A 23,925-nucleotide genomic window follows, 5' to 3' on the forward strand; every position below is an offset into this window, starting at 1 on the left:
CAATGACCGGTCCAGCAACAGTCCAGTGGACGCTTTCGGGCTTCGGAGACGAGATCGACGACGACCCGGTCCTGCAGATCGCCGTACTCCAGGCCCTTGGAGCGAACCACATCGAAGTCCGCAGTGCATGGGGAACCAACATCGTGGATCTGTCGTCCGAGCAGTTGACCGAACTCAAGAAGCTCCTGGATACCGCGGGCATGGGCGTTTCAGCCATCGCCTCGCCCATCGGCAAAGTGGATGTCGCGCTGCCGGTGGAGCACGAGGTTGAGCGGCTCCGCCGGGCCGCCAACGCAGCCCGGGTTCTTGGGGCCAAGTACATCCGCATCTTCTCCTTCTACTACGGCGAAGGCGTGGCCGTGGACAGCATCCGGGACGACGTCATTGAGCGCATGCGTGCCCTGGCAGAGGTCGCAGAACAGTCCGGCGTGGTACTGCTCCACGAGAACGAGAAGGACATTTTCGGCGACACCCCTGATCGCGTGCTGGACATCATCGAGTCCGTGGACTCGCCGGCTTTGAAGGTCGCGTGGGATCCGGCCAACTTCGTCCAGGTGGGCGTAAAGCCCTTCGACGAGGGCTACGCCAAACTCCGTCCCCACCTCGAATACCTTCAGGTCAAGGACGCGCGGTTCGCGGACGGCGTCGTGGTTCCCGCCGGTGAGGGCGACGGCGATCTGCTCCGCACGGTAGAGGCGCTGAAAGAGGACGGCTTCGTAGGTTTCGCAAGCCTTGAACCGCATCTGGCCGGCGCCCACGGCTTGGGCGGATTCTCCGGACCGACCGCTTTCGGGATGGCAGCCCGTGCCTTTGCCAAAGTCGTTAACGAAGCAGGAGTGGAAACCAAGTGAGCAGCGAAACGTCCAAGCCCATCATCAACGTCGCCATTGCCGGTTGCGGATCCATCGGTCGCACTCACGCGGCGTCGGTTGCCGCAATCGATGACCTGCAGGTCACGGCCCTGGTGGATGAGATCACCGAAGCCGCAGATGCCCTGGCCCAGCACATCGAAGACCAAGGCGGCACCCGGCCTGCCACCTTCCGAAGCCTGGACAAAGCGTTCGCAAGTGCCGACGTCGATCTTGTCATCATCGCCACCCCCAGTGGACTGCACATCGAGCAGGCGCTGGAGGTGCTCAGCGCCGGTAAGCACGTGGTGATCGAAAAGCCGCTGGACGTGAACCTGAACCGCACGCACGAGATTCTGGCGGCAGCGAAAGAGGCAGAAGGAAAGGGCCTGGTGGCAAGTGTCATCAGCCAGCACCGCTTCGATCCTGCGTCCAGTGTGGTGGACGAGGCCCGCCGGGCCGGACGCTTTGGCCGGCTGACGTCGGCCATCGCCTCGGTGAGCTGGTACCGCAGCCAGGGCTACTACGACTCCGGCGCCTGGCGTGGAACCTGGGCCATGGACGGCGGCGGAGCGGTGATGAACCAGGGCGTTCACACCGTGGACCTCCTGCTGTGGTTCCTCGGCACACCCGTGGAAATCAGCGCCAAGACGGCCCTTCTGGCACACACGGGGGTTGAAGTCGAGGACACCGCAGTGGCCACCGTGACGTTCGAATCCGGTGCCCTCGCAGTTCTCCACGCCACCACCGCCGCCTATCCCGGCCTGAGCGTCAGGCTGCAGGTCATGGGCAGCAAGGGCTCGGCCGTGATTGACAGCGACAACCTCCAGTTCTTCCACGCTGCAGCGACTGAGGAAGAGACGCAGAGTGGGCCCATGGGGATGCCCGGGGCGAGCAACCAGGCCGAGGAGGAACTGGCCAAATTCGCTGAATCGGCACCGCAATTCAATCTGGACCCCACCGTCTATCCCGCGGGGCATATCAGGCAATACAGGGACGTTGTGGATGCGATCCGGAACGGCCGCCCTGCAGGCGTCACCATCGAGGACGCCGTTCGTGCGCTGGCCACCGTGCGTGCTCTCTACGTTTCTGCCACGCTCGGCCGCCCCGTGCTCATCGCCGATGTGGTTGCCGGCAAGTACAACGACGTTGAGGTTCACACCGGCAACGGCCACCTTGAGGAGGTCACCGCATGAAATTCTCGGTCTTCACGGCCTCGACGCCGGACTGGACACCGCAGGAGGCCGCCAGCGAACTGGCGGCACAAGGTTGGCATGGGATCGAATGGCGGGTCACCGACCAGGCTGATTCGCCGGAGCCAGGCTTCTGGGCGGGTAACAAAGCGACCTGGCCGATGACCGGCCTTGAGGATTCGCTGCCGGAGATTGCACGTCTCACCTCGGAGGCCGGCCTGGAATACTCGGGCCTTGGCGGGTATGCCCGCTGCGACAACCACGACGACGTAGAGCGCGTCCTCGCCGCCACAGCAGCCCTGGGTGCACGGCAGGTCCGGGTCAACGTCCTGCCTTTGGGCAACTCCACCATGGGCGGGGGAGAGCCCAGCGGCCTGTCCTACCCGGAGCTGTTTACGGCCACCCGGGAGCACTACGAGTGGGTTGCCGAACGCGCCGCCCACCATGGTGTCAAGGCACTCGTTGAGCTGCACCACGGAACGGTCACCGCATCCGCTTCGGCTGCCCGCCGCCTCTTGGAGGGCTTGGATCCCCGGCACGTGGGGGTCATCCACGACCTCGGCAACCTCTTGATTGAAGGCTGGGAATCTCCGCTGCCTGCACTTGAACTCCTGGGACCGTACCTGGCGCACGTCCATGTGAAGAATGCCCGCTGGGTACAGGTCCCGGATCGCGACGAGTCCGGAGCCGCAGTGTGGGTAAACGAGTGGGCTCCGCTGGCTGAAGGGCAGGGGAGTGTCCTGGCTTACTTCAAGGCGCTGGCCGAGGTTGGTTACGACGATTGGGTGACCGTGGAGGACTTCTCCACCGACCTCCCGCTCGCCGAGCGCACCGCCGGAAACCTCCTGTACTTGCGCCGGGTGGCAGAGCTGGCCGGATTGCAGGTTCCTGCCAGTGCCGATCTCTCCGCCGGTTCCACCCCGAAAGGCTGACTCATGTCCCAGTCCCTCGCCACCCACCCCGACCGCCTGCTTCCGGCGGATCCGGGGACGCGCAGCATCGCACGTGCCTTGCTGGAACGCGTCCAGGACCTGCCCATCATTTCGCCGCATGGCCACGTGGACGCGGCGGTGATTGAGCAAAACACGCCCTTCCCTGACCCTGCGGCGTTGCTGGTCACACCGGACCATTACGTCACCCGTTTGATCCACGCTTCCGGCGTTCCGTTGGACGCGCTTCAGCCGCAAGCGGGGGCGCGCAACGTCTGGCGAACCTTTTGCCAGGCGTGGCCATTGTTCTATGGCACCGCGTCCGGGTACTGGCTGCGCACCCAGTTCGAGTCGGTGTTCGGGTGGCAGGGGGAACTATCCGCGGAGTCAGCGGACGCCAGCTTCGATGCCATTTCGGCCAAGCTTGCGGAGCCGGGCTTCCGCCCGCGGGAGCTCTTCAAGGACTTCAACATTGAGGTCCTCGCCACCACGGATGATCCTTTGGACAGTTTGGACAGCCACCGCGCGCTGGCCGCTGACCCGTCATTCCACGGCAGGGTGGTGCCCACCTTCCGTCCCGACGCTTACGTCAACATCGCGCACCCGGAGTGGGCGGCCAACGTCGAACGGCTCATCACTGAAGCGTCCGACGGCGGCACGGGCTACCGGGGGTACGTCACCGCATTGGAGAACCGCCGCCGGTACTTCGTGGACCACGGGGCCGTGTCCGCAGACCATGGCGTGAGGACCCCGGCGACCCTGAAACTGGACCAGGCCGAGGCGGAGGCCCTGTTCAACAAGGCCCGGTCCGGCCAGGCAACGGCCCAGGACCGTGACGCGTTCGAGGCGCACATGATGTACCAGATGGCGCGGATGTCCGTTGAAGACGGGCTGGTGATGACCATCCATCCGGGTTCCTATCGCAACCACCACCAGCCCACCTTCGAAGCCTTCGGAGCTGACACCGGCCACGACATTCCCGTGGCCACGAACTACACCGAGGCAGTCCGGCCGTTGCTGCAGGATTTCGGCACCGCCAAGGACTTCCACCTGGTGCTGTTCACTCTCGATGAGACCGTCTTCTCACGGGAACTGGCGCCGCTTGCCGGTTTCTACCCTTCCGTTTACATCGGCGCCCCATGGTGGTTCCTGGACGCCCCGGATGCCATGCTCCGTTTCCGTTCCGCCGTCACCGAAACCGCCGGTTTCTCCCGGTCTTCGGGATTCATCGATGACACCCGGGCCTTCTGCTCCATCCCGGCACGCCACGACGCATCCCGCCGGATCGAAGCCTCGTTCCTTGCGCGGCTTGTTGCCGAGCACCGCATCAGCGAGGACCGCGCGCATGAGCTGATTGTCGACGTCGTCGATTCTTCGCCGCGAAGGGTTTTCAAACTGTGAGTGACCACCAGAGCCCGCGGCTGGACCGGAGCGCCGCGTTTGCCGGCCAGCCTGCGCCTCCGGTCCGGATGGTGCACCTGGGCCTGGGTGCGTTTCACCGCTCACACCAGGCCTGGTACACCCACCACGCCGGGGACGCTGCCGATTGGGGCATCGCAGCCTTCACCGGGCGGCGGCCCACCGTCGCGGAAATTCTTGCAGCCCAAGACGGCGTGTTCACTGTGGTGGAGCGGTCGGGTGCCGGAGACAGCTTTGAGGCAATCGGCAGCATTGTTGAAGCCGTCGATGGCGCCGACGTCGGCCGGTTGGCGGAGCTCCTGGCTGCACCGACCACCGCCGTGGTCACGCTGACCATCACCGAAGTCGCCTACGCGGCCACCGGCGACGAAACCCCGCTGGCACGCCTGGTAACGGCGCTCGCGGCCCGCAAGGACGCCGACGCGGGCCCGATCGCCGTCGTCAGTTGCGACAATCTCGCGGAGAACGGAACGGTTGCACGGAAGGCCGTACAGTCTATTGCGGATGCGGCGGACCCGGCCCTGGGTCAATGGATCCGCGCCAATGTGAGTTTCGTGGGCACCTCAGTGGACCGGATTACGCCACGGACCACTCCGGAGGACGTCCTGGAAGTGGCCGAACAATGCGGGTACCGGGACGAGGCCGTCGTAGTAGCCGAACCCTTCCACAACTGGATCCTGAGCGGCGACTTTCCTGGCGGGCGTCCCCGGTGGGAAGATGCCGGCGCCGTTTTCGTGGACGAGATTGAGCCCTACGAGAACCGCAAACTCTGGCTTCTGAACGGAGCGCACTCCATCCTTGCCTACTCGGGCCTGGTCCGGGGCCATGCGACCGTGGCCGAAGCTCTGGCCGACGACCTCTGCAGGGCCGCCGTCGAGGCGTTTTGGGATGAAGCGTCCCGTCATCTGAGTGGCGAAAGCCTGGATATTCCGGGGTACCGGCAGGCGTTGCTCGAACGGTTCGGCAATTCGAGGATCGCACACCATCTGACCCAGATTGCCATGGATGGAACCACGAAGCTGCGCATGCGTTCCGTCCCGGTCCTGACCGCCGAACGCGCACAGGGCCGATCCGGGAGCGGCGCCGCCCGCATGATCGCGGCGTGGATCGCGTACGTGTCCGCGACGGAAGAATGCCAGGACCCCTTGGCCCACGAGATCAAAACCGCAAAAACGCACGACGGCGAACACCGCACCGCTGCGCTGTTGGCGCTCGTCAGTCCCGGGCTGGCGGAGGACAGCGCTTTGGTTTCCCTGATACATGGGCAGCAAGAGGCCATCTCTGCTGCCCGCACCCACGCATAGGCCCTTGGAAGGATTGCCACATCATGAAAATCATTGCCGCTGAAGTCTTCGTGACCAGCCCGTCCCGCAACTTTGTCACCCTGCGCATCACCACGGAGGACGGTGTGACGGGCATCGGCGACGCCACCCTCAATGGCCGCGAACTCGCCGTCGCCGCGTACCTCAAGGAACACGTAGCGCAGCTGCTCATCGGCAAGGATCCGCACCGGATCGAGGACACCTGGCAGTTCCTTTACCGCAGCTCCTACTGGCGCCGGGGCCCGGTCACCATGGCGGCCATTGCCGCCGTCGACATGGCTTTGTGGGACATCAAAGGCAAGGTGGCCGGACTGCCGGTCTACCAGCTGCTGGGCGGCGCATCGCGCAACGGGCTCCGTGCCTACGGCCACGCCTCCGGGGCGGACATCCCGTCGCTGTTTGATTCCGTCCGGGAACACCTGGAACTGGGCTACAAGTCCATCCGCATCCAGACCGCCATTCCCGGCATCAAAGCCGTGTACGGTGTTGCCGCCCAGGCCCAGGCATCGGGTGAGCGCTACGACTACGAGCCCGCCGGACGGGGTACTTTCCCGCTCGAAGAGGACTGGGACACCCGCGCTTACCTCCGCCACCTGCCCACCGTGTTCGAAGCCGTCCGCAACGAGTTCGGCCCCGAAATCCCGCTGCTGCACGACGGCCACCACCGCATGACCCCCATCCAGGCGGCCAAACTCGGCAAGGCGCTGGAACCATACGACCTCTTCTGGCTGGAGGATTGCACTCCCGCTGAAAACCAGGAGGGCCTGCGCGTGGTCCGCCAGCACACCACCACCCCGTTGGCCATTGGCGAGATCTTCAATACCGTGTGGGACTTCCAGACCCTCATCAAGGAACAGCTGATCGATTACGTCCGCGCAGCGTCCACCCACTTCGGCGGCATCTCCCCGCTGAAGAAGGTCATGGATTTCGCCGCGCAGTACCAAATCAAGTCCGGCTTCCACGGGCCCACGGACATCTCCCCGGTGGGCTTCGCCGCCCAGTTGCACGTTGGCCTGGCCATCCACAACTACGGCATCCAGGAATACATGCAGCACTCGGACAAGACCAACGAGGTATTCCAGCAGTCCATGACCTTCAAGGACGGCTACCTGCACCCCGGCGACGAGCCGGGCATCGGCGTCGAGTTCAACGAGGAAGCCGCTGCCGCTTTCCCGTACCAGCAGGCTTACCTGCCCTACAACCGCCTCGTCGACGGCACCGTCCATGACTGGTAAACCGCACCGCATTGTGACGATGGAACCTCCCCGATGCGCCCATGGCCAGGACGGCCTTATCCGCCTCTGATTCCCTGTTCCCAGCAGGGGAGAGTTCCTCCTGCAGCACGGAGGAACGCCTGAACCCGGTACCGCCCACAAGGGGGTGCCGGGTTTTTGGCGTTCCGCGAAGAGTCGGACGCCAATTGTGAACGCTAACAACGTTTCAAGTCAAGGGTTGGGTACCCAGCAGTAGCTTGCAACCATTTCGTGATCTACAGCACTTGACCGACGGTATTGTTAGCGTTCACAATGGCAGTCGCACCACCTTGAAGTGGCATGTGCCGCCCCCAAGCCCACAGGCCCACCAAAGCGTTACCGTGCCGGACGCGCAGATGCTCCGGCTGCATCAGAGTTCGCGGCAATGCTGCCGCGGAAGGAGAGCAACGTGAGATTGAAGAAACTCCTGGGCGCCGTAGCGGTTGTCCTCACCTTGACCGTGGGAGCCACGGGCTGCGGCAGCCGTGGAGGCAGTGCCGAATCCAGCAGCACCGCGAAACCCGCCGATTCGCTGGTGGGCATTTCGATGCCGACCCAGACGTCCGAGCGCTGGATCGCTGACGGCGCCAACGTTGAGAAGTCCTTGAAGGACCTCGGATACAAGACCGACCTTCAGTTCGCCAACGATGACATTCCCACGCAGGTTTCCCAGATCGAGAACATGCTGACGAAGGGTGCCAAGGCACTCATCATCGCCGCGATCGATGGCACCACCCTGACCGACGTCCTGGCCAAGGCCAAGGAGCAGAACGTCAAGGTCATCGCGTATGACCGCCTCATCAACGGAACACCGAACGTGGACTACTACACCACCTTCGACAACTACACCGTGGGCGTCCAGCAGGCTACGTCCCTGCTGACCGGCCTGGGTCTTGTTGACGCAAGCGGCAAGAAGGTTGAAGGCAAGGGCCCGTTCAACGTTGAGCTCTTCGCCGGCAGCCCGGATGACAACAACGCCAACTTCTTCTGGACTGGCGCCATGGACACCCTCAAGCCCTACCTGGATGCAGGTACGTTGAAGGTTCCCAGTGGCCAGACCAAGTTCGAACAGGCAGCCATCCTCCGCTGGCAGGCACCCGTAGCCCAGAAGCGCATGGAAGACATCCTCACCTCGGCGTACAGCTCGGGCACCAAGCTCAACGGTGTGCTGTCCCCGTACGACGGCCTGTCCATCGGCATCATCTCCGCACTGACCAGCACCGGCGGCTACTCCACCGGAAGCCTGCCCGTAGTAACGGGCCAGGACGCAGAAAAGGGCTCAGTGAAGTCCATCATCGCCGGTGAGCAGTACTCCACGATCTTCAAGGACACTCGCCAGCTCGGCGCGCAGGCCGTGAAGATGGTTGACGCGGTCCTCAAGGGAACTGAGCCGGAAACCAACGACACCAAGACCTACAACAACAAGGTCAAGGTTGTCCCGGCCTTCCTCCTGAAGTCCGTCATCATCACCAAGGACAACTTCCAGAAGGAACTCATCGACTCGGGTTACTACAAGGAATCCGACGTCAAGTAGCACCCTGCGTGGCTCCGCCGTCCAGCAGTAGTGCGGCGGAGCCACGCCTCCCTTAGAGCCTGTCGAGTCCTCGGCCCGGCCAAGTTTCAACCAGTCAGCGGGAATTGACGATGAACGTACCCATTCTTCAAATGCGAGGAATCACCAAGACCTTCCCCGGGGTGAAAGCCCTTCAGGACGTCACCCTGGACGTCAACAGAGGTGAAGTCCACGCCATCTGTGGTGAGAACGGAGCCGGGAAGTCCACCCTCATGAAAGTGCTGTCCGGCGTCTACGCCCACAACACTTTCGACGGCGACATCCTCTTCGAGAACGAACCCTGCGATTTCTCCAGCATCACGGACAGCGAGAAGCGCGGCATCGTGATCATCCACCAGGAACTGGCCCTGAGCCCCTACCTCTCCATCGCAGAGAACATCTACCTCGGCAACGAGTTGGCCAACAACGGCTGGGTGGACTGGCGTAAAACCAACCTGGAAGCCGCAAAGCTGCTGGCCCGGGTAGGCCTAAGCGAAAACCCAGTTACCCCCATCCAGCACATCAGCGTTGGCAAGCAGCAGCTGGTTGAAATTGCCAAGGCGCTCTCCAAAGAGGTGAAGCTCCTCATCCTGGACGAGCCCACGGCGGCCCTGAACGATGAAGACTCGGACCACCTGCTGGACCTTATCCTGCACCTCAAGGGCCAGGGCGTCACCAGCATCATCATCAGCCACAAACTCAACGAAATCCGCAAGGTTGCCGACGCGGTCACCATCATCCGCGACGGCAAGTCTATCGAGACCCTGCGGCTCGACCAAGGCCAGATCACCCAGGAACGCATCATCCGGGGAATGGTGGGCCGCGACCTCGAAAGCCTCTATCCGGAACGGACTCCCAAGATCGGTGAGGAAGTCCTCCGTATTGAAGACTGGACTGTCCAGCACCCGCAGGACCACTCCCGCATGGTGGTCAACAACGCCAACCTCAGTGTCCGCAAGGGCGAGGTTGTTGGCTTGGCGGGACTGATGGGAGCAGGCCGAACAGAACTGGCCATGAGCGTCTTCGGCCGAACCTATGGCCGCGCCGTTTCGGGCAAGGTTTACAAGTACGGCAAGGAAATCAACACTTCCACAGTGTCCGACGCCATCGACAACGGTATTGCCTACGCCACCGAGGACCGGAAGCACTACGGTCTGAACCTGATCGAGGACATCAAGCGGAACATCTCCATGGCGTCGCTGGGCAAGCTCGCCAAGCGAGGCTGGGTGGACGGCAACAAAGAAACCACGGTAGCCAACCAGTACCGGAAGAGCATGAACATCAAAGCGCCTTCCGTTGCGGCCATCACGGGCAAGCTCTCGGGCGGCAACCAGCAGAAGGTGGTGCTGAGCAAATGGATGTTCTCGGACCCGGACGTCCTGATCCTGGACGAACCCACCCGCGGCATCGACGTCGGCGCCAAGTTCGAGATCTACACGATCATTGCCGAGCTTGCAGCGGCGGGTAAAGCCGTCATTGTGATCTCATCTGAGCTTCCGGAACTCCTGGGCATCTGCGACAGGATCTACACGCTGTCGGCAGGCCACATCACCGGCGAAGTCCCCATCGCCGAAGCCACCCAGGAAACCCTCATGCACTACATGACCAAAGAGAAGGAATAGCGAACATGTCCGCCCTACGAGAATCCCTTGGCTTCCTTACAAGCCGCCTCCGCCAGGTTGGCATCTTCGTCGCCCTGATCCTCATCGTCATCCTCTTCCAGGTCCTGACCAACGGCATCCTGCTGGAACCGCAGAACGTCACCAACCTGGTAGTACAGAACAGCTACATCCTGATCCTCGCCATTGGCATGGTGATGGTCATCATCGCCGGCCACATTGACCTTTCCGTGGGGTCCATCGCCGGCTTCATCGGTGCCGTTGCGGGCGTGATGATCGTGCACTGGGGCTGGGCGTGGTGGCTTGCCATCCCGGCCTGCCTCCTGGTGGGTGCACTGGTGGGAGCATGGCAGGGTTACTGGATCGCCTACGTGGGCATCCCGGCCTTCATCGTCACCCTGGCAGGCATGCTGATCTTCCGTGGCCTGACCCTGATCACCCTGAAGAACCAGCAGATCACCCCGTTCCCCAGCGAACTGCGGGCCCTCGGCGGTGGCTTCCTCCCGGACATTTCCGGTGGCACGTCCGTCCTGGAATGGTTGACGGTCATCCTGGGTGTCGGCGGTACGGCAGCCATCCTGTTCCAGGCCCTGAAGGAACGCCGGGTGCGCCGCAAGTTCAACCTGGAAAATGAGCCGATGGCCTGGTTTGCCGTCAAGAACGGGTTCATCGCAGTGCTGATGCTCATCATCACCTTCCTGCTGGCCAGCTACCGCGGAACCCCGATCGTCCTGATTGTCCTGGCAGTCCTGGTGATCCTCTACTCGGCGCTGATGAACAACAGCATTTTCGGGCGGCACACCTACGCGATCGGTGGCAACCTGCACGCAGCCGAACTCTCCGGCATCAAAACCAAAAAGGTCACCTTCCGGCTCTTCGTCAACATGGGCGTCCTCGCCGCACTGGCCGGCCTGGTGTTCACCGCACGCCTGAACTCAGCACAACCGGCAGGCGGCACCGGCTTCGAACTCGACTCCATCGCTGCAGCCTTCATTGGCGGGGCGGCAGTCCAGGGCGGCATCGGCACCGTGGCCGGAGCCATGATCGGCGGCCTGATCATGGGCGTCCTCAACAACGGCATGTCCATCCTTGGCCTTGGCACGGACTACCAGCAGCTCATCAAGGGCCTGGTGCTCCTGCTCGCCGTCGGCTTCGACATCTTCAACAAGAACCGGACCGGGGCCGGTGGAGGCTCCGGCATGGGCCGTCGCTTCAAATGGAAGACCACGCCCCCGGCCACCGAAGCTGCTCCGGCCCCCAAGGCCGAACCGGTCGGTGTCGACGCCAAATAGGTGCAGCGTTCAGGGTGGCCCGCGTTCCGTTCCGTGACCACGGAGCGGAACGCGGGCCACCCTGCTCCTTCAACGCAGAAGCGAGGTACGGATGTCTTCGGATGCGTCCCCCGGCCGGGCTCCCGTGATGGGCGACGTTGCCAGGATGGCCGGCGTCTCGCACCAAACCGTCTCCCGGGTCCTGAACAACCACCCCAACGTCAGCAGCAAGACCAAGGAACGCGTGGAATCCGCCATCGCGAACCTTGGCTACCGCCGCAACACGGCCGCACGCAGCCTGGTCACCAGGAGGTCCCGGACCATCGGAGTCCTGGCCTGCGAAACGGGCCAGTTCGGGCCCGCGAATACCCTCCTCGGAGTGGAGCAGGCCGGCAGGGAAGCGGGCTACTTCGTGAGCATCGCCAATCTCCGGGAGGTGACCAGCGAGAGCATCAACGACGCCATCGCACACTTCCGCAACCAATCCGTGGACGGCATAGTCATCCTGGTTCCGCACCCCGATGTCCTCGCCGTTATGCGCGACGTGTCGGTGCCCGTTCCGATTGTGGCGGCGGGCTCCGGCGCCGAAACCCAACTGGCTGGAGCTTCCCTCGATCAGCGCATGGGCGCCCGCCTCGCCGTTGAGCACCTGATAGGGCTGGGGCATCGTCGTATTGCGCACATCTCCGGACCGCCACACTGGATCGACGCCGCCGAACGCATCAAGGGATGGCAGGAAGCCCTTGGTAGTGCCGGCCTGGACGCCGCTGTGCTTCTCCAAGGCGGATGGGACGCTGCCTCGGGCTACCGCGCAGGCCTGGACCTGGTGGAACACCGCACGGTCACTGCCGTGTTCGTCGCCAACGACCAAATGGCGGTGGGTGTCCTCCGTGCAGTCCAGGAGGCCGGGCTTCGGGTACCCGGCGACATCAGCGTAGTGGGCTACGACGACCAGCCAGAGGCCGAGTTCTTCATGCCACCACTGACCACCGTCAAGCAGGACTTTGAAGAACTCGGCAGACGATGCATGGAGGCTGTGCTGGAACAGCTCGGCGGCGAAAGCGGCAGCGAAGCGCAAATCGTCAGCCCCCGGCTGGTGGTCCGTTCCACAACAGCTGCCCCGGGCCCCGACACCAAGCCGGGCCCCGACGTCGACCTGGCTCCGTCCCCACTAAACTAGGACCCATGACTTCCACGCCTGACACTGCCGCTGCCCGTGCCCGCCTTCTTGAACTCATCAAAGAGCTGGCGGTTGTCCGCGGCAAAGTGATCCTTTCCAGCGGAAAGGAAGCCGACTACTACATCGACCTGCGCCGCATCACGCTTCACCACGAAGCCTCCAAACTGGTGGGACAGGTCATGTTGGCGATGATCGACGACGCCGGCGTGGCAGTTGAGTGCGCTGGCGGGCTCACCATGGGTGCCGACCCCGTCGGTACCGCCGTCATGCACGCCGCCGCAGACGCCGGCCGCGCCGTGGACGCCTTCGTGGTCCGCAAGGCACAGAAGTCCTACGGCATGGGCCGCCAGGTGGAAGGACCCTCGGTTGAGGGACGCAACGTGGTTGTCCTCGAAGACACGTCCACCACGGGCGGGTCCGCACTGACCGCCGTCGAGGGTGTCCGGAAAGCAGGCGGCAACGTTGTAGCCGTCGCAGTGATCGTGGACCGCAATACCGGTGCCAAGGAGAAAATCGAAGCCGAAACCGGTGTGCCGTACCTCTTCGCTTTCGGCAAGGACGAGCTCGGTCTCGACTAAAGAATTTTTGTACAGCTAATGCCTTTATAGGGGCATCTTAGGGGCATTAGCTGTACACAATCCATGGGGCTGCAAGGCGGTGCCCGCGAAGCCTATGCTTGCTGCGTGGACGTTCAAGTAGGGAAGCTCCCGGCGCTGCCGGAGGTGAACGAAGACCTCCCGACGCCGGTGGCTCCGCAGCCGGAGAAAGTCGAGGATCCGGGCTCCTGGGCCCGGATCCTGCCTTACGCTGCCAGGCTCAAGAAGACGTCCCGCCGAAACTTCCTTGTGACGGCCGGGGTATCCGCCGCGCTCGCCGGGGACATGCTCTTTACCCGGCGTGTGCAGGCTGAGCGCCGCGCCACCAAGATCCTCCGCGTCCCCGATTCCTACTCGGACCTGTATTTCCCGAAGGCCAGTTGGATCCTCTTCCCTGGGTACAAGACCAGTTGGGAAGAGGCCCAATGGATCCTCAACTCGCTCCGCCCCGCACTTCACCAGCGCGGCCGGCTCGCGGCGATCGGATACTCCAACCTGGGCCTGGACGTGGACGAGATCGTCCGAGAACTCATCCTCCATGTCCGCGAGCTCGGGCTGGAGAAGCTGTATTTCTATGGCCACAGTTTCGGCGGTATGCTCGCCACCCAGGTGGCCGCCCGGCTGCTGGAGCTGCACGGCGTGGAAACTCAGCTGATCGTCCTGGATTCGAGCCCGTTCAGCCGTGCCGACGTGCTGGACCAGAGTTGGTTCGACGGTGTGGTGTTTCTTTACGAGAATGGCTTCCGCATTCCGTCGGTCCTGCGTGGTGGCTATGAGTTGGGGGAACGCGTGGCCCATAAGGACGAACGGACTTGGCGGCAGATCCTTGACCAAACCATGGAACAGTTGTCGCCAATCGCGCCGTCCAGCGTTCTTATCCAGACGGAGTCGGCCTATATTTACCACTTTGACGGGCTGCGGTTCGCGGGCAAGATCGGTGGAACCCGGATGGCTTTCCTGGGCAACTCCGACGACGGCACCGTGAACTACGAGTCGGCGCGTGCTGGCTGGAGCAAAGTGTTCGGAGCCAACATGGCACTGCCGACGCTCAGCACCGAGGGTGCACGGCCCGCGCACGCCAGCCCGCAATGGAACGGCGGCCTCTACCGGCCATTGCTGGAGCAAGTCCAGAACGAACTCGAGCCGCTGCCTCCTGAACCCGAGATACCGTCCTACAAGGAACCGAACGGCAAAGTCATCAGGCCCGCCTAGCCATTAGTGGCCGTTCCGGAGCGCTTGGACCTCGTCGGCGGTGAGACCGGCATGCTGCAGGAAACCGCGGACATCCCCGAACTCGCGCGTGAAGCCGGCCAGGAAGTGCCTCATGGCTGCCTCCGGACTTTGCAGGATCATGAGGTCCGGGCTGAAATAACTGGCAGGTGTTGAGGGCACGCTCAGGCGCCACGTTTCAGCCATGACCTCCAGGACTCCGGGCAGGTTGGCGGTGGTTGCCGTGTAGTCCGCCACCACTTGGTCCTCGGTGCCGCCCGTTGCCAGCAGGCCAATGGCGGACACCACTCCCGTCCTGTCCTTACCCAACGAACAATGCACCAGGGTGCGCTTGCCGCGGGCTACGGGCCGCAGCGCGTCGGCTACCCACTCCGGCCGCAACCGGACCCACCCCAGATACAGCTCACCGAGGTCCTCGGCCGTTTCAACAGCCTGCAGCGACCCGGCCACGGCATTCGGGTCCAGCGGATTGTTGATGAGCTCGACGTCGGGCGGGACGACGGCGGCAAGCCCACCGCCGTCGTCAGGCCCGGACGCATTCGGAGACGTGATGCTGCCCGAAGCAGTTCCGACACCACCCACGAGCCATGGGACCAGAGAGCGCTCAAGTTCGCTCCGCAGGTCCACGATGGCTTGGATGCCGTGCTCCGCCAGGAATCCGGACGTCGCTGCGGCATCCAACCCGAACGGCTGGCTGCCCCTGAGTATCCGGCCACCGGCCAGAGGACGCAGGTTGAGCACAGCCATTGTTGGTCTCCTTACTAGATTTGGCTCTTGAGATCGGCCACGGAGTTGAGGATCTGGTTTGGCCGGAACGGGAAGGACACGATTTCCTCGCGCTGGGTGATGCCGCTGAGCACCAGGACCGTGTGAAGGCCCGCTTCCATGCCCGCAACGATGTCTGTGTCCATGCGGTCACCGATCATTGCCGTGGTCTCGGAGTGTGCGTCGATCTGGTTCATTGCCGAGCGGAACATCATGGGGTTCGGCTTGCCAACAATGTACGGCTCACGCCCGGTGGCTTTGGTGATCATCGCCGCGATGGCTCCGGTTGCCGGCATGGGGCCGTCCTTGGAGGGGCCCGTAGCGTCCGGGTTGGTCGCAATGAAGCGGGCGCCGGCCAGGATGTGGCGAACGGCCATGGTGATCGCTTCGAAGGAGTAGGTGCGGGTCTCTCCGAGGACCACGAAATCGGGGTCGGTGTCGGTGAGGATGAACCCGGCCTCATGCAGCGCGGTGGTGAGGCCGGCCTCGCCGATGGTGTACGCGCGGTTGCCCGAGTCCGATGACTGGACCTGGTCCTTGAGGAACTGGGCGGTGGCCAGGGCCGACGTCCAGATGTTTTCCTCAGGTACTTCCAGTCCGGACGCCCGGAGGCGGGCTGCGAGGTCGCGCGGGGTGAAGATGGAGTTGTTGGTCAGGACCAGGAACCGCTTGGAGGTGTCGACCCAGCGCTGGATGAGCTCGGCTGCGCCGGGGATCGCCTGGTTTTCATGGACCAGGACGCCGTCCATGTCCGTGAGCCAACATTCGATCTCGTGACCGTTCCGGTAAACCGACGCGGACGTGTGGGGCGTGGATTCTTCTGCCATATTTGCCTCCGACTGGGGTTGTTCATGCACTGCGTCCCAGTCTTCCATCATTCCGGCAGACAGACATCCCGGGATGCCGCCTATGTGGATAGTTCTACCCATGTGGATAACGGCTGTGACTTGTGCTGCGCGCCCGGGACTGAACTACGCTTGGGTGCGGCGCAGGCGTGCTGCCACCGTGGGTCGGGGGATCGACACGGTGGATTCTGATGCCGCCCGCGCTACAGCAGGTCCCCTTTTTCCGGATTGTCCATCGGTTTCCCAGAACAAACCGATGTCCCACAGCATCTGAAAGGGCCAGCCATGAGCAACGACAACGGGGCACCACAGCCTCCCTACAACCCCAACGGCGTCCCTCAGCCACGCTACGGATCGGGCCAGGAACCCTACCGCCAGTACCAGCCGGGACAAACCCAGCCCATCTACCAGCCGGAAGCGCAGCAGCCAGGCCAGCCGCAACAGCCCCCGACGCAGGCTGTCCCGACTCAGGCTTTCCCCACGCAGGCCTTCCCCACCCAGCAGTATCCCGGGCAACCGGGCAACCCCGGCGGACCCAACCAAGGCCCCGGCGGACCCAGCCAAGGCCCCGGCGACCACAACAAGAAGTCCCTGTTCCTCATCCTCGGCGGGGTCGCCGTCGTCGTTATCATCGCCCTGGTAATCGCCTTCACGTGGCTGATTCCCTCCATGACCAAGCCGGTCGCGGAAAACACTCCGGCTCCCTCAGTGACCTCATCCGACGAGGCCTCGGAAGCAGCGGCCGAGCCGTCCGCGGAAGCTGAGCCGTCCGGTGACGCGTCGGCGTCCACCGACATGCCTGCCGGTGCCATCCCGCTCCCGGCAGTCTGGGAGCAGCTCGCCGGACCTTCGAACGTCCCGGCCGACGGTGACCCGCTGTTCAGCAAATGGGTCACTGGCGAATCCTCCTTCCAATACCTGGCCGAGTGGACGCACGACGAATCGTTCGGAATCACCAAGGACCCCACCACCGGTGAAGAGATCCAGAAGAGGGCGCAAGGCACCGTGGAGACCGACGCCGACGGAATCGCGCTCGCCTATGCGTTCTTCGCGGAGTCGGAGGAAGGCAAGTTCGGGAAGGATCCTGAGGACGTCAAAAAGGCGATCAAGGACATCGAAGCCCGCTACAAGGGCATGACCGCCACGGAGTTGCCGCAGAACCTCGTGGGCCACAAGTGTGCGTCGGATTTCAAGACCAGCATGCCGGAGGCGCGCGAGTTCCGACGTGGCGCGGCCGTGGTGGTTGGCTTCACCTGCAACAACGCCCGAGGCGAAGCGATCCAGGCCGTGAACCTGTTTTCCGTGACGCCGTGGGGCACACCGCAGATGCTGGGTGTCAGTGGGCACAAGGAATATTGGGATGCGCACCCGGGACTGTTCGAGCAGTTGGCCAACTCGTACCGCATCAACAAGTGGAAGATGGGCTAGGTCCGGCCGGACGGGTACACGGGCCGGGCTAAAGTTGAGGGGTGACTGACCTTCCCCCCAACACTGCCCTGCCCGCCCCTGCCGAGGACCCCACCGGGACGACGCATGATGGCGAGGCAGAAGCGAAACCGGAGGTCGGCGTCGGGCCCTGGGAAGGCGAGTTGCCCGAAGGTGAGCACTGGGATCCTGATCTGTTGAGGGACGGCGACCGGCGCAACGTGGTGGACCAGTACCGGTACTGGAAGCACGAAGCCATCGTCGCGGACCTCGATTCCAAGCGCCACGAATTCCACATCGCCATCGAGAACTGGCAGCACGACCTCAACATCGGCACAGTTGTGCGGACCGCCAACGCGTTCCTCGCCAAGGAGGTCCACATCATTGGACGACGCCGGTGGAACCGTCGCGGGGCCATGGTCACCGATCGCTACCAGCACGTCCGCCACCACCCCACCGTTGAGGATTTTGTCCAGTGGGCCGAGGGGGAGGGGCTGGCGGTCATCGGCATCGACATCTTCCCGGATTCCGTGCCGCTGGAAACCTACGACCTCCCCAAGAAGTGCGTCCTGGTGTTCGGACAGGAAGGCCCCGGCCTCACACCTGAGGTGCACGACGCCGCCGTCGCAACGCTGTCCATTGAGCAGTTCGGGTCCACACGTTCCATGAACGCGGCGTCGGCCGCGGCGATCGCCATGCACGCCTGGGTCCGCCGGCACGTGTTCCAGCAGCCGGTGTCCTGACTTACTCGGCGGAAGTGTTAAGAGCCTCAGTGACCCGAAACACGGCGTCCCGGCGGATATCGCTAGGATGGTGCTAGCCGTAAGCGGTCTACTCCATGGGTTACCAACCCACAGACGAATTCAGCATAGGAGTCACCATGCCCATTGCAACCCCAGAGATTTACTCCGAGATGATCGATCGTGCGAAGGCTGGCGGTTTCGCTTTCCCCGCGGTGAATGTGACGTCGTCGCAGACTCTGAACGCTGCGATCCGCGGTTTCGCTGAGGCCGAATCCGATGGCATCATCCAGGTTTCCACCGGTGGTGCGGCGTACTGGTCCGGTGCTTCGGTCAAGGACATGGTGGCCGGTTCACTCGGGTTCGCCGCGTTCGCCCGTGAAGTTGCGAAGAACTACAACGTCAACATTGCCCTCCACACGGACCACTGCCCGCAGGACAAGCTGGCGGACTTCGTCCTGCCGTTGCTGGCCGCGTCCGAGGAAGCCGTGAAGGCCGGCAAGGACCCGATCTTCAACTCGCACATGTGGGACGGTTCGCACGAGACCCTGGAAGAGAACCTGCGTATCGGCCGGGACCTTTTGCAGCGTGCTGCTGCTGCGAAGATCATCCTCGAGGTCGAGATCGGCACCGTCGGTGGCGAGGAAGACGGTGTGGAGAATGAGATCAACGAGAAGCTTTACACCACCACCGAGGATGCCCTGGCCACGATCGAGGCCCTGGGTGCCGGTGAGAACGGCCGCTACCTGACGGCTTTGACGTTCGGTAACGTGCACGGTGTGTACAAGCCGGGCAACGTCAAGCTCCGCCCGGAACTGCTCAAGCAGATCCAGTCCGAGGTGGGTGCGAAGATCGGCAAGGAAAACCCGTTCGATCTGGTGTTCCACGGCGGTTCGGGTTCCACCGAGCAGGAAATCGCTGACGCGGTGTCTTACGGTGTGATCAAGATGAACATCGACACCGACACCCAGTACGCGTTCACGCGCCCGGTGGCCGGGCACATGTTCTCCAACTACGACGGCGTGCTGAAGGTCGACGGCGAGATGGGCAACAAGAAGACCTATGACCCCCGCGTGTGGGGTGCTTCGGCCGAAGCCGGCATGGCCGCTCGGATTGTCGAAGCAGCACAGCAGCTCGGATCGGTCGGCAAGACCTTCTAATGTCCGACGAATTCCGTAAGAACCTGATGGGGCCGGAGCCCACGCTCCTGCCCGCCGAAAACGAGATCTACCAGCACCTGGCCCTCGGCAAGGAAGCACTGGACCTCGTAGCGCAGAACCCCACGTCGTCACTCCTGTGGGCCATCCTCGCGGAGGAAGCCTGGGCGGAGGGCCGGACCATCGAGTCCTACGCCTACGCCCGCGTCGGCTACCACCGCGGCCTGGATTCCCTGCGCCGCAACGGGTGGCGCGGCGTCGGACCCATCCCGTGGGAGCACGAGCCCAACCAGGGCTTCCTGCGTGCGCTCTACGCGCTGGGACGGGCCGCGTCGGCGATCGGCGAAGCTGAAGAGCCCGAGCGGATCGAGAAGTTCCTGAACGACTCGGACCCGAAGGCCAAGGCAGCGCTCGAAGCCCGCTAGGGCATCACAGCCAACAACGACGGCGGCCCCCACCGAAAGGTGGGGGCCGCCGTCGTCGTACGAAGGGTGTAACTAGGCCTTGCGCGGGATACCCGTGCGGGCCATGGCCTCGGCGTAGGCGCCGTGGATGGCGTCCAGGTATTCCTGCTGGCGTGCCGGGGTGCCGGCGAAGGAGCGGCCACCGAGCGAACGGACCTTGAAGGTCTTGAAGCCACGGCGGGCGATGCTGGCCGGTGCGGCCTTCATGAGCTGGTCGGCGAGGCGGTGGGCCTCATTGCCGTGCGCCACCAGCGCGGAGGTCCGCGGCAGGAGCTGGAGGAGGCGAAGCAGCGGCTTGAGTCCCTCGGTGATGTTGGCAGGCGTGAGCTTGCCCGGTTCCTCGTTGGGCTCGATCCACGGGTACGCGTTCCACGGCATCATGAGCTCGGGACGGAGACCCAGCTGCCACTGCATGCCGAGCATGCGCGTGGCTGCTTCCTCGTCGCCGGGGGTGATGAAACCCTCGCCGGAGGTGGTGCGCTGGTTGGAGAAAAGGCTGACGATGCGGCAGTCATCCATGCTGTGGGCGGGGTCGATGTAGAGGACCTCGCTGCCCGGCTTCTGCTCCTTGATGGCGTCGCAGAGCTCGTTGACCTCGGCGATGCGCGGTTCGTAGCGGCGGTTCCAGAGGATTTCTTCGGGTGATTCAGTCGCCAGTTCTTGCATCAGGGGTTAGGTCTCCTAGGTGTTACAGCGCACCGTTCCAAGGGGCCGCGGGCATGCCGCTGCCGAACCTCAAAGGGTGCTGTTGGGGGCTAACTAACCTTACCGGACTATGGGGGTGAACGGGTGCTGCTCCGGCGCGCCCCCGAATGAGACGCGGCGTGTTGCCCGGGAAACGTGTCGGGCGTCTCGATGGCATCGATTAACCCTTAAGTGCAGGTCTCGGCGAGCGCTTCCAGGGCAAGTGGATGATGGGTCGGAAAGGGGCAGCCTTGTTGAGACCCGTCGACGCCGACATTCATCTTGGGGGAACGATGTTCGCACAGGAAACAACCACATCGGAAACCGGCCAGCGCCGCAGGAAGGCGCCGAAAGTCAGGGCAATCCTGGCCGGTGGCCTGGTTCTTGGAGTGGGCGCGGCCATCACCCTGGCAGCCTGGAACGACTCCGAATTCGCCCAAGGCACCTTCACCGCCGGAGCTTTCAACCTTGAGGGCAGCACGGACGGATCCACTTACGGCGAGAACCCGGTGGCCACGCCCGCAACGCTTGGCTTCACGGCGAACCCTGTCAACCTGGCTCCGGGCGACGTCGTCACAGCCCCCTTCGCAGTAAGGCTTGACGACGCCACCACCAGCAACGCGACGGTTACCGTTTCCACCCAGTCCTCAACGGGCGGCCTGATAGGCCTGACATATTCACTCACGCGGTCGACGGCGTTCGGTTGCGGCGAGGCGGTAACAGGCACCCTGATTACGGCCGGCCAGGCTCTGGGCACGACGCCGGGCAGTGTCACCTTCGCGCTGACCCAAGGCGCGGGCACCGACCCGGGCGCACCAGTCAACCTATGCTTCCGGATCACGGCGGATGAGGACCTGGTCCAATCCCAAACCGGGAGCACCACCTGGGAATTCGCCGCGCAATCGCAGTAATCCATGGGTCGCCGACAAGCCGCAACCAAGCCGGGCACAGCCTTCTCCCGCCTCCGTGCGCTCCTTGCAGGGGCATTGGTGCTGGGAGTGGGCGCTTCCGTGACGTTGGCATCCTGGACTGACAGCGATTTCGCCGCGGGCTCTTTCGGCGCGAGCGTGTTCCAAACGGAGTCGAACGCCACCAAACCGTACGACGCCCTCGCAACCTGGAGTGCCAACGACGTCTCCCCAGGAGCCACGCTGGTTTTCACCGCCTCCGCCATGAGTCCCGGAGCAGTGGTCTACGCGCCCTTCGCCATCCGGACCAAAGCCGCGTCAGTTGCCGGCGAAGTGGTGCTCGGAACGCCTGCCGTGACCAGCAGCGGGACGGGAAACGCGGACTTGGGGGCGGCCCTTCGCTATCGGGTGGTCCGTTCGGCAACGTGCCAGGCGTCCGCTTTCACCGGAACGCCGGCCTTTGTGGTGGGCAGCGACGGCGCCAAGCCGTTGACGCAAGGGCAAGCGGCCGGCGTCGTGAATCCCCTCGCGGCGGCCTCGGCAACCCTCCCGGGCGTGCCGACCCAATTCTGCTTCGAGGTCACCCTGCCCGCGGGCGCCAACACCGCCCTCCAAGGCCAGACCGCCACGGCCATCTGGCAGTTCACGGCGACCTCCACCTCATGAGCCGCCACGATTTCCGGAGCCGCTCGCGGGAAGCCGTGCTTAATGTCGCGGCCGCCGGGGGTGCTGTGTGCATACTCGCGGTGGTCTGTGCGGTGCTGTTCAACATCACCCTGATCATGTTCAAGACGGGATCCATGGCGCCCTCCATCCCGGCAGGTTCGCTGGCTGTGGTGCGCGAGATCCCCGCGGGCGAGATCAAAGTTGGCGATGTAGTGACCGTGGACAGGCCCGGGAAGCTGCCCATCACCCACCGGGTGCAGGCCGTGGCTGCCGCTGACGGGGATGGGCGGACCATCACCATGAAGGGCGACGCCAATTCCGAAGCCGATCCCGCACCGTATGTGGTGGAACGCGTGCGACTGGTCCTCTGGTCGGCGCCCGGACTGGCGCGCCCCGTGGCCGCGGCCGCCAACCCGGTGGTTCTTGGCGCTACCACTGTTGCCGTGTCGGCTCTGGTGACGTGGGTCCTGTGGCCACGGGATGTCCGGCGCAAAAGCGGTCAGCATGTGGCAGCGTAGTTTGATCTTGGTGTCCGCGTTAGTGGGTGCGTCCGTGTTGGGCCCCGCTGCCGCGGTTGCGGACGGCGGGCCTTCCGGCTGGTTGGAGCTCGACGCCGGTCCGGCCGGCGAAGTGCATCGCCTCACCCCTGGCGGCAGCGCGGATTGGGAGGTGGACGTCCGGGTCCCTGGTGAACCCGCGCAATCGCTTCAACTCGGTCTGCAATCCGAGGCGGTCGCAGCCGGTTCCCTGCGGGATTTCCTGACCGTAGGGCTTCGCTCCTGCACCCAGCAATGGGTTGGGAACACATGCCCTGGTTCCCAACGCGTCCTGATGGAACCCGCAGCCCTGCCCACCGCGGAGGGCGTGCGGGTGGACCTCATGGAAGCCGGAAGCCTTGAGGCTGCCAGCGCCCACGTCCTGGTGACGGCAACGCTGGCCGAGGATGTGCCCGGCGAAGTCCAAGGTAGCCGCACGCACATCGTGGTGGGAGTTCACGGTTCCGGGGACGACGCCGGTGGAGCTGGCACAGGTGGTGACGGCTCGGGCGGGAACGCAGGTAACGGGACCTTCCCCGGAAAGCCAGCAGGGCCGACGTCGGGCGCCTTGGCTGACACTGGCGCCCGGCTTGGCGGGTTCGCGCTCCTGGCGTTGGTGGCGGTCGTCTCCGGCTTCGGGTTGGCACGGTTGCGGGGTGCCGGGACATGAGGCCGTCCACGGGGATCCGCGTGGGGTTGGCCCTCGCCGTGCCGCTTGCCGTGGTGCTGGCGGCGTCCAACCCTCCATCCGCCACCGAAGCGGGTTGGCAACGGGATGCGTACGGTGCCGGGACTTTTGGCACCATCATCATCCCCGCCCCTACCTTGAACGGGACGTGCACCTACAACCCGGGCATCGCTGGCATTGGTGCCTATGTGCGGATCTTTTGGAAGCCGCCGGCGGGCTACACCCTGGCCAATTCCGAGATGCAGGCCTCCACCAGCGGATTGGGTTCCTTGCTTGCGCCTCTGACGGGTTTCTCCATCACGTCCAACACCACGGGGTCGGCGGCCGCCGGCTACGTCACGGACGTTCCGGTCAACCTCCTGGGTGGCCTCCTGGGCCTCGGGACGGAGCTCCAACTGGCAATCGTCGTCAGGGACCCAGTGAACCTTTGGGTGTCAAAGCCGGCGTCCGTGGCCACGAACGCGGGGTTCATTGCCGGGTTGGGTGGCAGCTGCCGGAACCTGCCACCGGCCGCGTAGTGCCTGGGAGCGGTTTCACTGGGGAAAACTTCACGCGGTGGCCATTGAAGTCTCCTTGACACCAGAGAAAGCGTTGCCATCGGCTAAACTTGGCTGGTAAGAGCCCCGAACTCTTGC

Annotated in this window: 24 protein-coding genes; 21 read left to right on the forward strand and 3 right to left on the reverse strand. The window is 64.1% G+C overall.

Annotation, left to right across the window (positions count from 1 at the left end; genetic code table 11):
• The first annotated feature begins 2 nt into the window (after positions 1–2).
• From AC5RU9_RS10140 to AC5RU9_RS10195, 12 genes are all read left to right on the forward strand, one after another.
• Positions 3–851: a sugar phosphate isomerase/epimerase family protein gene (locus tag AC5RU9_RS10140; protein ID WP_494016332.1), complete on the forward strand. Its 849-nt coding sequence runs from the start codon at positions 3–5 to the stop codon at positions 849–851.
• Complete coding sequence (locus tag AC5RU9_RS10145; protein ID WP_494016333.1) at positions 848–2,044, forward strand: Gfo/Idh/MocA family protein; 1,197 nt, start codon at positions 848–850, stop codon at positions 2,042–2,044. The genes AC5RU9_RS10140 and AC5RU9_RS10145 overlap by 4 nt, the downstream gene beginning before the upstream one ends.
• The gene (locus tag AC5RU9_RS10150) at positions 2,041–2,973 is read left to right on the forward strand and encodes a sugar phosphate isomerase/epimerase family protein (RefSeq protein ID WP_494016334.1); all 933 of its coding nucleotides are present in this window, start codon (positions 2,041–2,043) and stop codon (positions 2,971–2,973) included. Before AC5RU9_RS10145 ends, AC5RU9_RS10150 begins: the two co-directional genes overlap by 4 nt.
• 3 nt (positions 2,974–2,976) lie before the next feature.
• Complete coding sequence (gene uxaC, locus AC5RU9_RS10155) at positions 2,977–4,371, forward strand: glucuronate isomerase (RefSeq protein ID WP_494016335.1); 1,395 nt, start codon at positions 2,977–2,979, stop codon at positions 4,369–4,371.
• Complete coding sequence (locus tag AC5RU9_RS10160) at positions 4,368–5,693, forward strand: mannitol dehydrogenase family protein (RefSeq protein WP_494016336.1); 1,326 nt, start codon at positions 4,368–4,370, stop codon at positions 5,691–5,693. The genes uxaC and AC5RU9_RS10160 overlap by 4 nt, the downstream gene beginning before the upstream one ends.
• A 23-nt stretch (positions 5,694–5,716) precedes the next feature.
• A complete protein-coding gene (manD, locus tag AC5RU9_RS10165; protein ID WP_211713807.1) occupies positions 5,717–6,946 on the forward strand; it encodes a D-mannonate dehydratase ManD in 1,230 nt (409 codons plus the stop codon).
• A 403-nt stretch (positions 6,947–7,349) separates the two neighbouring features.
• Positions 7,350–8,498: a multiple monosaccharide ABC transporter substrate-binding protein gene (gene chvE, locus AC5RU9_RS10170; RefSeq protein ID WP_494016337.1), complete on the forward strand. Its 1,149-nt coding sequence runs from the start codon at positions 7,350–7,352 to the stop codon at positions 8,496–8,498.
• 110 nt (positions 8,499–8,608) lie between these two features.
• The gene (gene mmsA, locus AC5RU9_RS10175) at positions 8,609–10,138 is read left to right on the forward strand and encodes a multiple monosaccharide ABC transporter ATP-binding protein (RefSeq protein WP_211713805.1); all 1,530 of its coding nucleotides are present in this window, start codon (positions 8,609–8,611) and stop codon (positions 10,136–10,138) included.
• 5 nt (positions 10,139–10,143) lie between these two features.
• Positions 10,144–11,427, forward strand: a complete 1,284-nt coding sequence (gene mmsB, locus AC5RU9_RS10180) for a multiple monosaccharide ABC transporter permease (RefSeq protein ID WP_211713804.1) — start codon at positions 10,144–10,146, stop codon at positions 11,425–11,427.
• A gap of 127 nt (positions 11,428–11,554) precedes the next feature.
• Entirely contained in the window at positions 11,555–12,586 is a 1,032-nt protein-coding gene (locus AC5RU9_RS10185; RefSeq protein ID WP_494016630.1) for a LacI family DNA-binding transcriptional regulator, read from the forward strand.
• A 5-nt stretch (positions 12,587–12,591) separates the two neighbouring features.
• On the forward strand, positions 12,592–13,164 hold the full coding sequence (gene pyrE, locus AC5RU9_RS10190) for an orotate phosphoribosyltransferase (protein WP_494016338.1): 573 nt from the start codon (positions 12,592–12,594) through the stop codon (positions 13,162–13,164).
• A 105-nt stretch (positions 13,165–13,269) separates the two neighbouring features.
• Complete coding sequence (locus AC5RU9_RS10195) at positions 13,270–14,394, forward strand: thioesterase domain-containing protein (RefSeq protein WP_211713802.1); 1,125 nt, start codon at positions 13,270–13,272, stop codon at positions 14,392–14,394.
• Between the two features lie 3 nt (positions 14,395–14,397).
• On the opposite strand, the gene AC5RU9_RS10200 is transcribed toward AC5RU9_RS10195, so the two are convergent.
• Positions 14,398–15,159, reverse strand: a complete 762-nt coding sequence (locus AC5RU9_RS10200) for a tyrosine-protein phosphatase (RefSeq protein WP_494016339.1) — start codon at positions 15,157–15,159, stop codon at positions 14,398–14,400.
• Positions 15,160–15,173: 14 nt separating this feature from the next.
• Positions 15,174–16,004 carry an HAD-IIA family hydrolase gene (locus tag AC5RU9_RS10205; protein ID WP_144652729.1) on the reverse strand — a complete coding sequence of 277 codons (831 nt, stop codon included), beginning with the start codon at positions 16,002–16,004 and terminating at the stop codon, positions 15,174–15,176.
• Between the two features lie 303 nt (positions 16,005–16,307).
• Between AC5RU9_RS10205 and AC5RU9_RS10210 the strand changes: the two genes are divergently transcribed.
• The 4 genes from AC5RU9_RS10210 (at position 16,308) to AC5RU9_RS10225 (ending at position 19,769) form a co-directional block, all read left to right on the forward strand.
• Complete coding sequence (locus AC5RU9_RS10210; RefSeq protein ID WP_494016340.1) at positions 16,308–17,450, forward strand: hypothetical protein; 1,143 nt, start codon at positions 16,308–16,310, stop codon at positions 17,448–17,450.
• Between the two features lie 41 nt (positions 17,451–17,491).
• Positions 17,492–18,190, forward strand: a complete 699-nt coding sequence (locus AC5RU9_RS10215; protein WP_211713799.1) for a TrmH family RNA methyltransferase — start codon at positions 17,492–17,494, stop codon at positions 18,188–18,190.
• 137 nt (positions 18,191–18,327) lie between these two features.
• Positions 18,328–19,347 (forward strand): class II fructose-bisphosphate aldolase, encoded by a 1,020-nt coding sequence (gene fbaA, locus AC5RU9_RS10220; protein ID WP_494016341.1) that lies wholly within the window; start codon positions 18,328–18,330, stop codon positions 19,345–19,347.
• Entirely contained in the window at positions 19,347–19,769 is a 423-nt protein-coding gene (locus tag AC5RU9_RS10225) for a DUF3151 domain-containing protein (RefSeq protein ID WP_039239501.1), read from the forward strand. The genes fbaA and AC5RU9_RS10225 overlap by 1 nt, the downstream gene beginning before the upstream one ends.
• A 72-nt stretch (positions 19,770–19,841) precedes the next feature.
• Here the strand turns inward: AC5RU9_RS10225 and AC5RU9_RS10230 are convergent, their stop codons facing one another.
• Positions 19,842–20,474, reverse strand: a complete 633-nt coding sequence (locus AC5RU9_RS10230; RefSeq protein ID WP_284985231.1) for a uracil-DNA glycosylase family protein — start codon at positions 20,472–20,474, stop codon at positions 19,842–19,844.
• A gap of 269 nt (positions 20,475–20,743) precedes the next feature.
• Between AC5RU9_RS10230 and AC5RU9_RS10235 the strand changes: the two genes are divergently transcribed.
• The 5 genes from AC5RU9_RS10235 to AC5RU9_RS10255 are packed head-to-tail and all read left to right on the forward strand — an operon-like array spanning position 20,744 to position 23,808.
• A complete protein-coding gene (locus AC5RU9_RS10235) occupies positions 20,744–21,403 on the forward strand; it encodes a SipW-dependent-type signal peptide-containing protein (protein WP_494016342.1) in 660 nt (219 codons plus the stop codon).
• 3 nt (positions 21,404–21,406) lie between these two features.
• Positions 21,407–22,066, forward strand: a complete 660-nt coding sequence (locus AC5RU9_RS10240) for a SipW-dependent-type signal peptide-containing protein (RefSeq protein WP_494016343.1) — start codon at positions 21,407–21,409, stop codon at positions 22,064–22,066.
• Positions 22,063–22,584 carry a signal peptidase I gene (locus AC5RU9_RS10245; protein ID WP_494016344.1) on the forward strand — a complete coding sequence of 174 codons (522 nt, stop codon included), beginning with the start codon at positions 22,063–22,065 and terminating at the stop codon, positions 22,582–22,584. The genes AC5RU9_RS10240 and AC5RU9_RS10245 overlap by 4 nt, the downstream gene beginning before the upstream one ends.
• A gap of 10 nt (positions 22,585–22,594) precedes the next feature.
• On the forward strand, positions 22,595–23,272 hold the full coding sequence (locus tag AC5RU9_RS10250; RefSeq protein WP_494016345.1) for a hypothetical protein: 678 nt from the start codon (positions 22,595–22,597) through the stop codon (positions 23,270–23,272).
• Complete coding sequence (locus AC5RU9_RS10255) at positions 23,269–23,808, forward strand: hypothetical protein (protein WP_494016346.1); 540 nt, start codon at positions 23,269–23,271, stop codon at positions 23,806–23,808. Before AC5RU9_RS10250 ends, AC5RU9_RS10255 begins: the two co-directional genes overlap by 4 nt.
• Positions 23,809–23,925 lie beyond the last annotated feature (117 nt).

The sequence above is a fragment of the Arthrobacter sp. B0316-5-4 genome (genome assembly GCF_059090325.1).

Bases quoted from the DNA above. Each gene is read 5' to 3' on its own strand.
- manD (WP_211713807.1), top strand. From the start codon at position 5,717: ATGAAAATCATTGCCGCTGAAGTCTTCGTGACCAGCCCGTCCCGCAAC.
- AC5RU9_RS10205 (WP_144652729.1), bottom strand. From the start codon at position 16,004: ATGGCAGAAGAATCCACGCCCCACACGTCCGCGTCGGTTTACCGGAAC.
- AC5RU9_RS10245 (WP_494016344.1), top strand. From the start codon at position 22,063: ATGAGCCGCCACGATTTCCGGAGCCGCTCGCGGGAAGCCGTGCTTAAT.
- AC5RU9_RS10240 (WP_494016343.1), top strand. From the start codon at position 21,407: ATGGGTCGCCGACAAGCCGCAACCAAGCCGGGCACAGCCTTCTCCCGC.
- chvE (WP_494016337.1), top strand. From the start codon at position 7,350: ATGCTGCCGCGGAAGGAGAGCAACGTGAGATTGAAGAAACTCCTGGGC.
- AC5RU9_RS10225 (WP_039239501.1), top strand. From the start codon at position 19,347: ATGTCCGACGAATTCCGTAAGAACCTGATGGGGCCGGAGCCCACGCTC.
- uxaC (WP_494016335.1), top strand. From the start codon at position 2,977: ATGTCCCAGTCCCTCGCCACCCACCCCGACCGCCTGCTTCCGGCGGAT.
- AC5RU9_RS10255 (WP_494016346.1), top strand. From the start codon at position 23,269: ATGAGGCCGTCCACGGGGATCCGCGTGGGGTTGGCCCTCGCCGTGCCG.
- AC5RU9_RS10210 (WP_494016340.1), top strand. From the start codon at position 16,308: ATGAGCAACGACAACGGGGCACCACAGCCTCCCTACAACCCCAACGGC.
- fbaA (WP_494016341.1), top strand. From the start codon at position 18,328: ATGCCCATTGCAACCCCAGAGATTTACTCCGAGATGATCGATCGTGCG.
- mmsA (WP_211713805.1), top strand. From the start codon at position 8,609: ATGAACGTACCCATTCTTCAAATGCGAGGAATCACCAAGACCTTCCCC.
- AC5RU9_RS10230 (WP_284985231.1), bottom strand. From the start codon at position 20,474: ATGCAAGAACTGGCGACTGAATCACCCGAAGAAATCCTCTGGAACCGC.
- AC5RU9_RS10185 (WP_494016630.1), top strand. From the start codon at position 11,555: ATGGGCGACGTTGCCAGGATGGCCGGCGTCTCGCACCAAACCGTCTCC.
- AC5RU9_RS10200 (WP_494016339.1), bottom strand. From the start codon at position 15,159: ATGGCTGTGCTCAACCTGCGTCCTCTGGCCGGTGGCCGGATACTCAGG.
- AC5RU9_RS10150 (WP_494016334.1), top strand. From the start codon at position 2,041: ATGAAATTCTCGGTCTTCACGGCCTCGACGCCGGACTGGACACCGCAG.
- mmsB (WP_211713804.1), top strand. From the start codon at position 10,144: ATGTCCGCCCTACGAGAATCCCTTGGCTTCCTTACAAGCCGCCTCCGC.
- pyrE (WP_494016338.1), top strand. From the start codon at position 12,592: ATGACTTCCACGCCTGACACTGCCGCTGCCCGTGCCCGCCTTCTTGAA.
- AC5RU9_RS10140 (WP_494016332.1), top strand. From the start codon at position 3: ATGACCGGTCCAGCAACAGTCCAGTGGACGCTTTCGGGCTTCGGAGAC.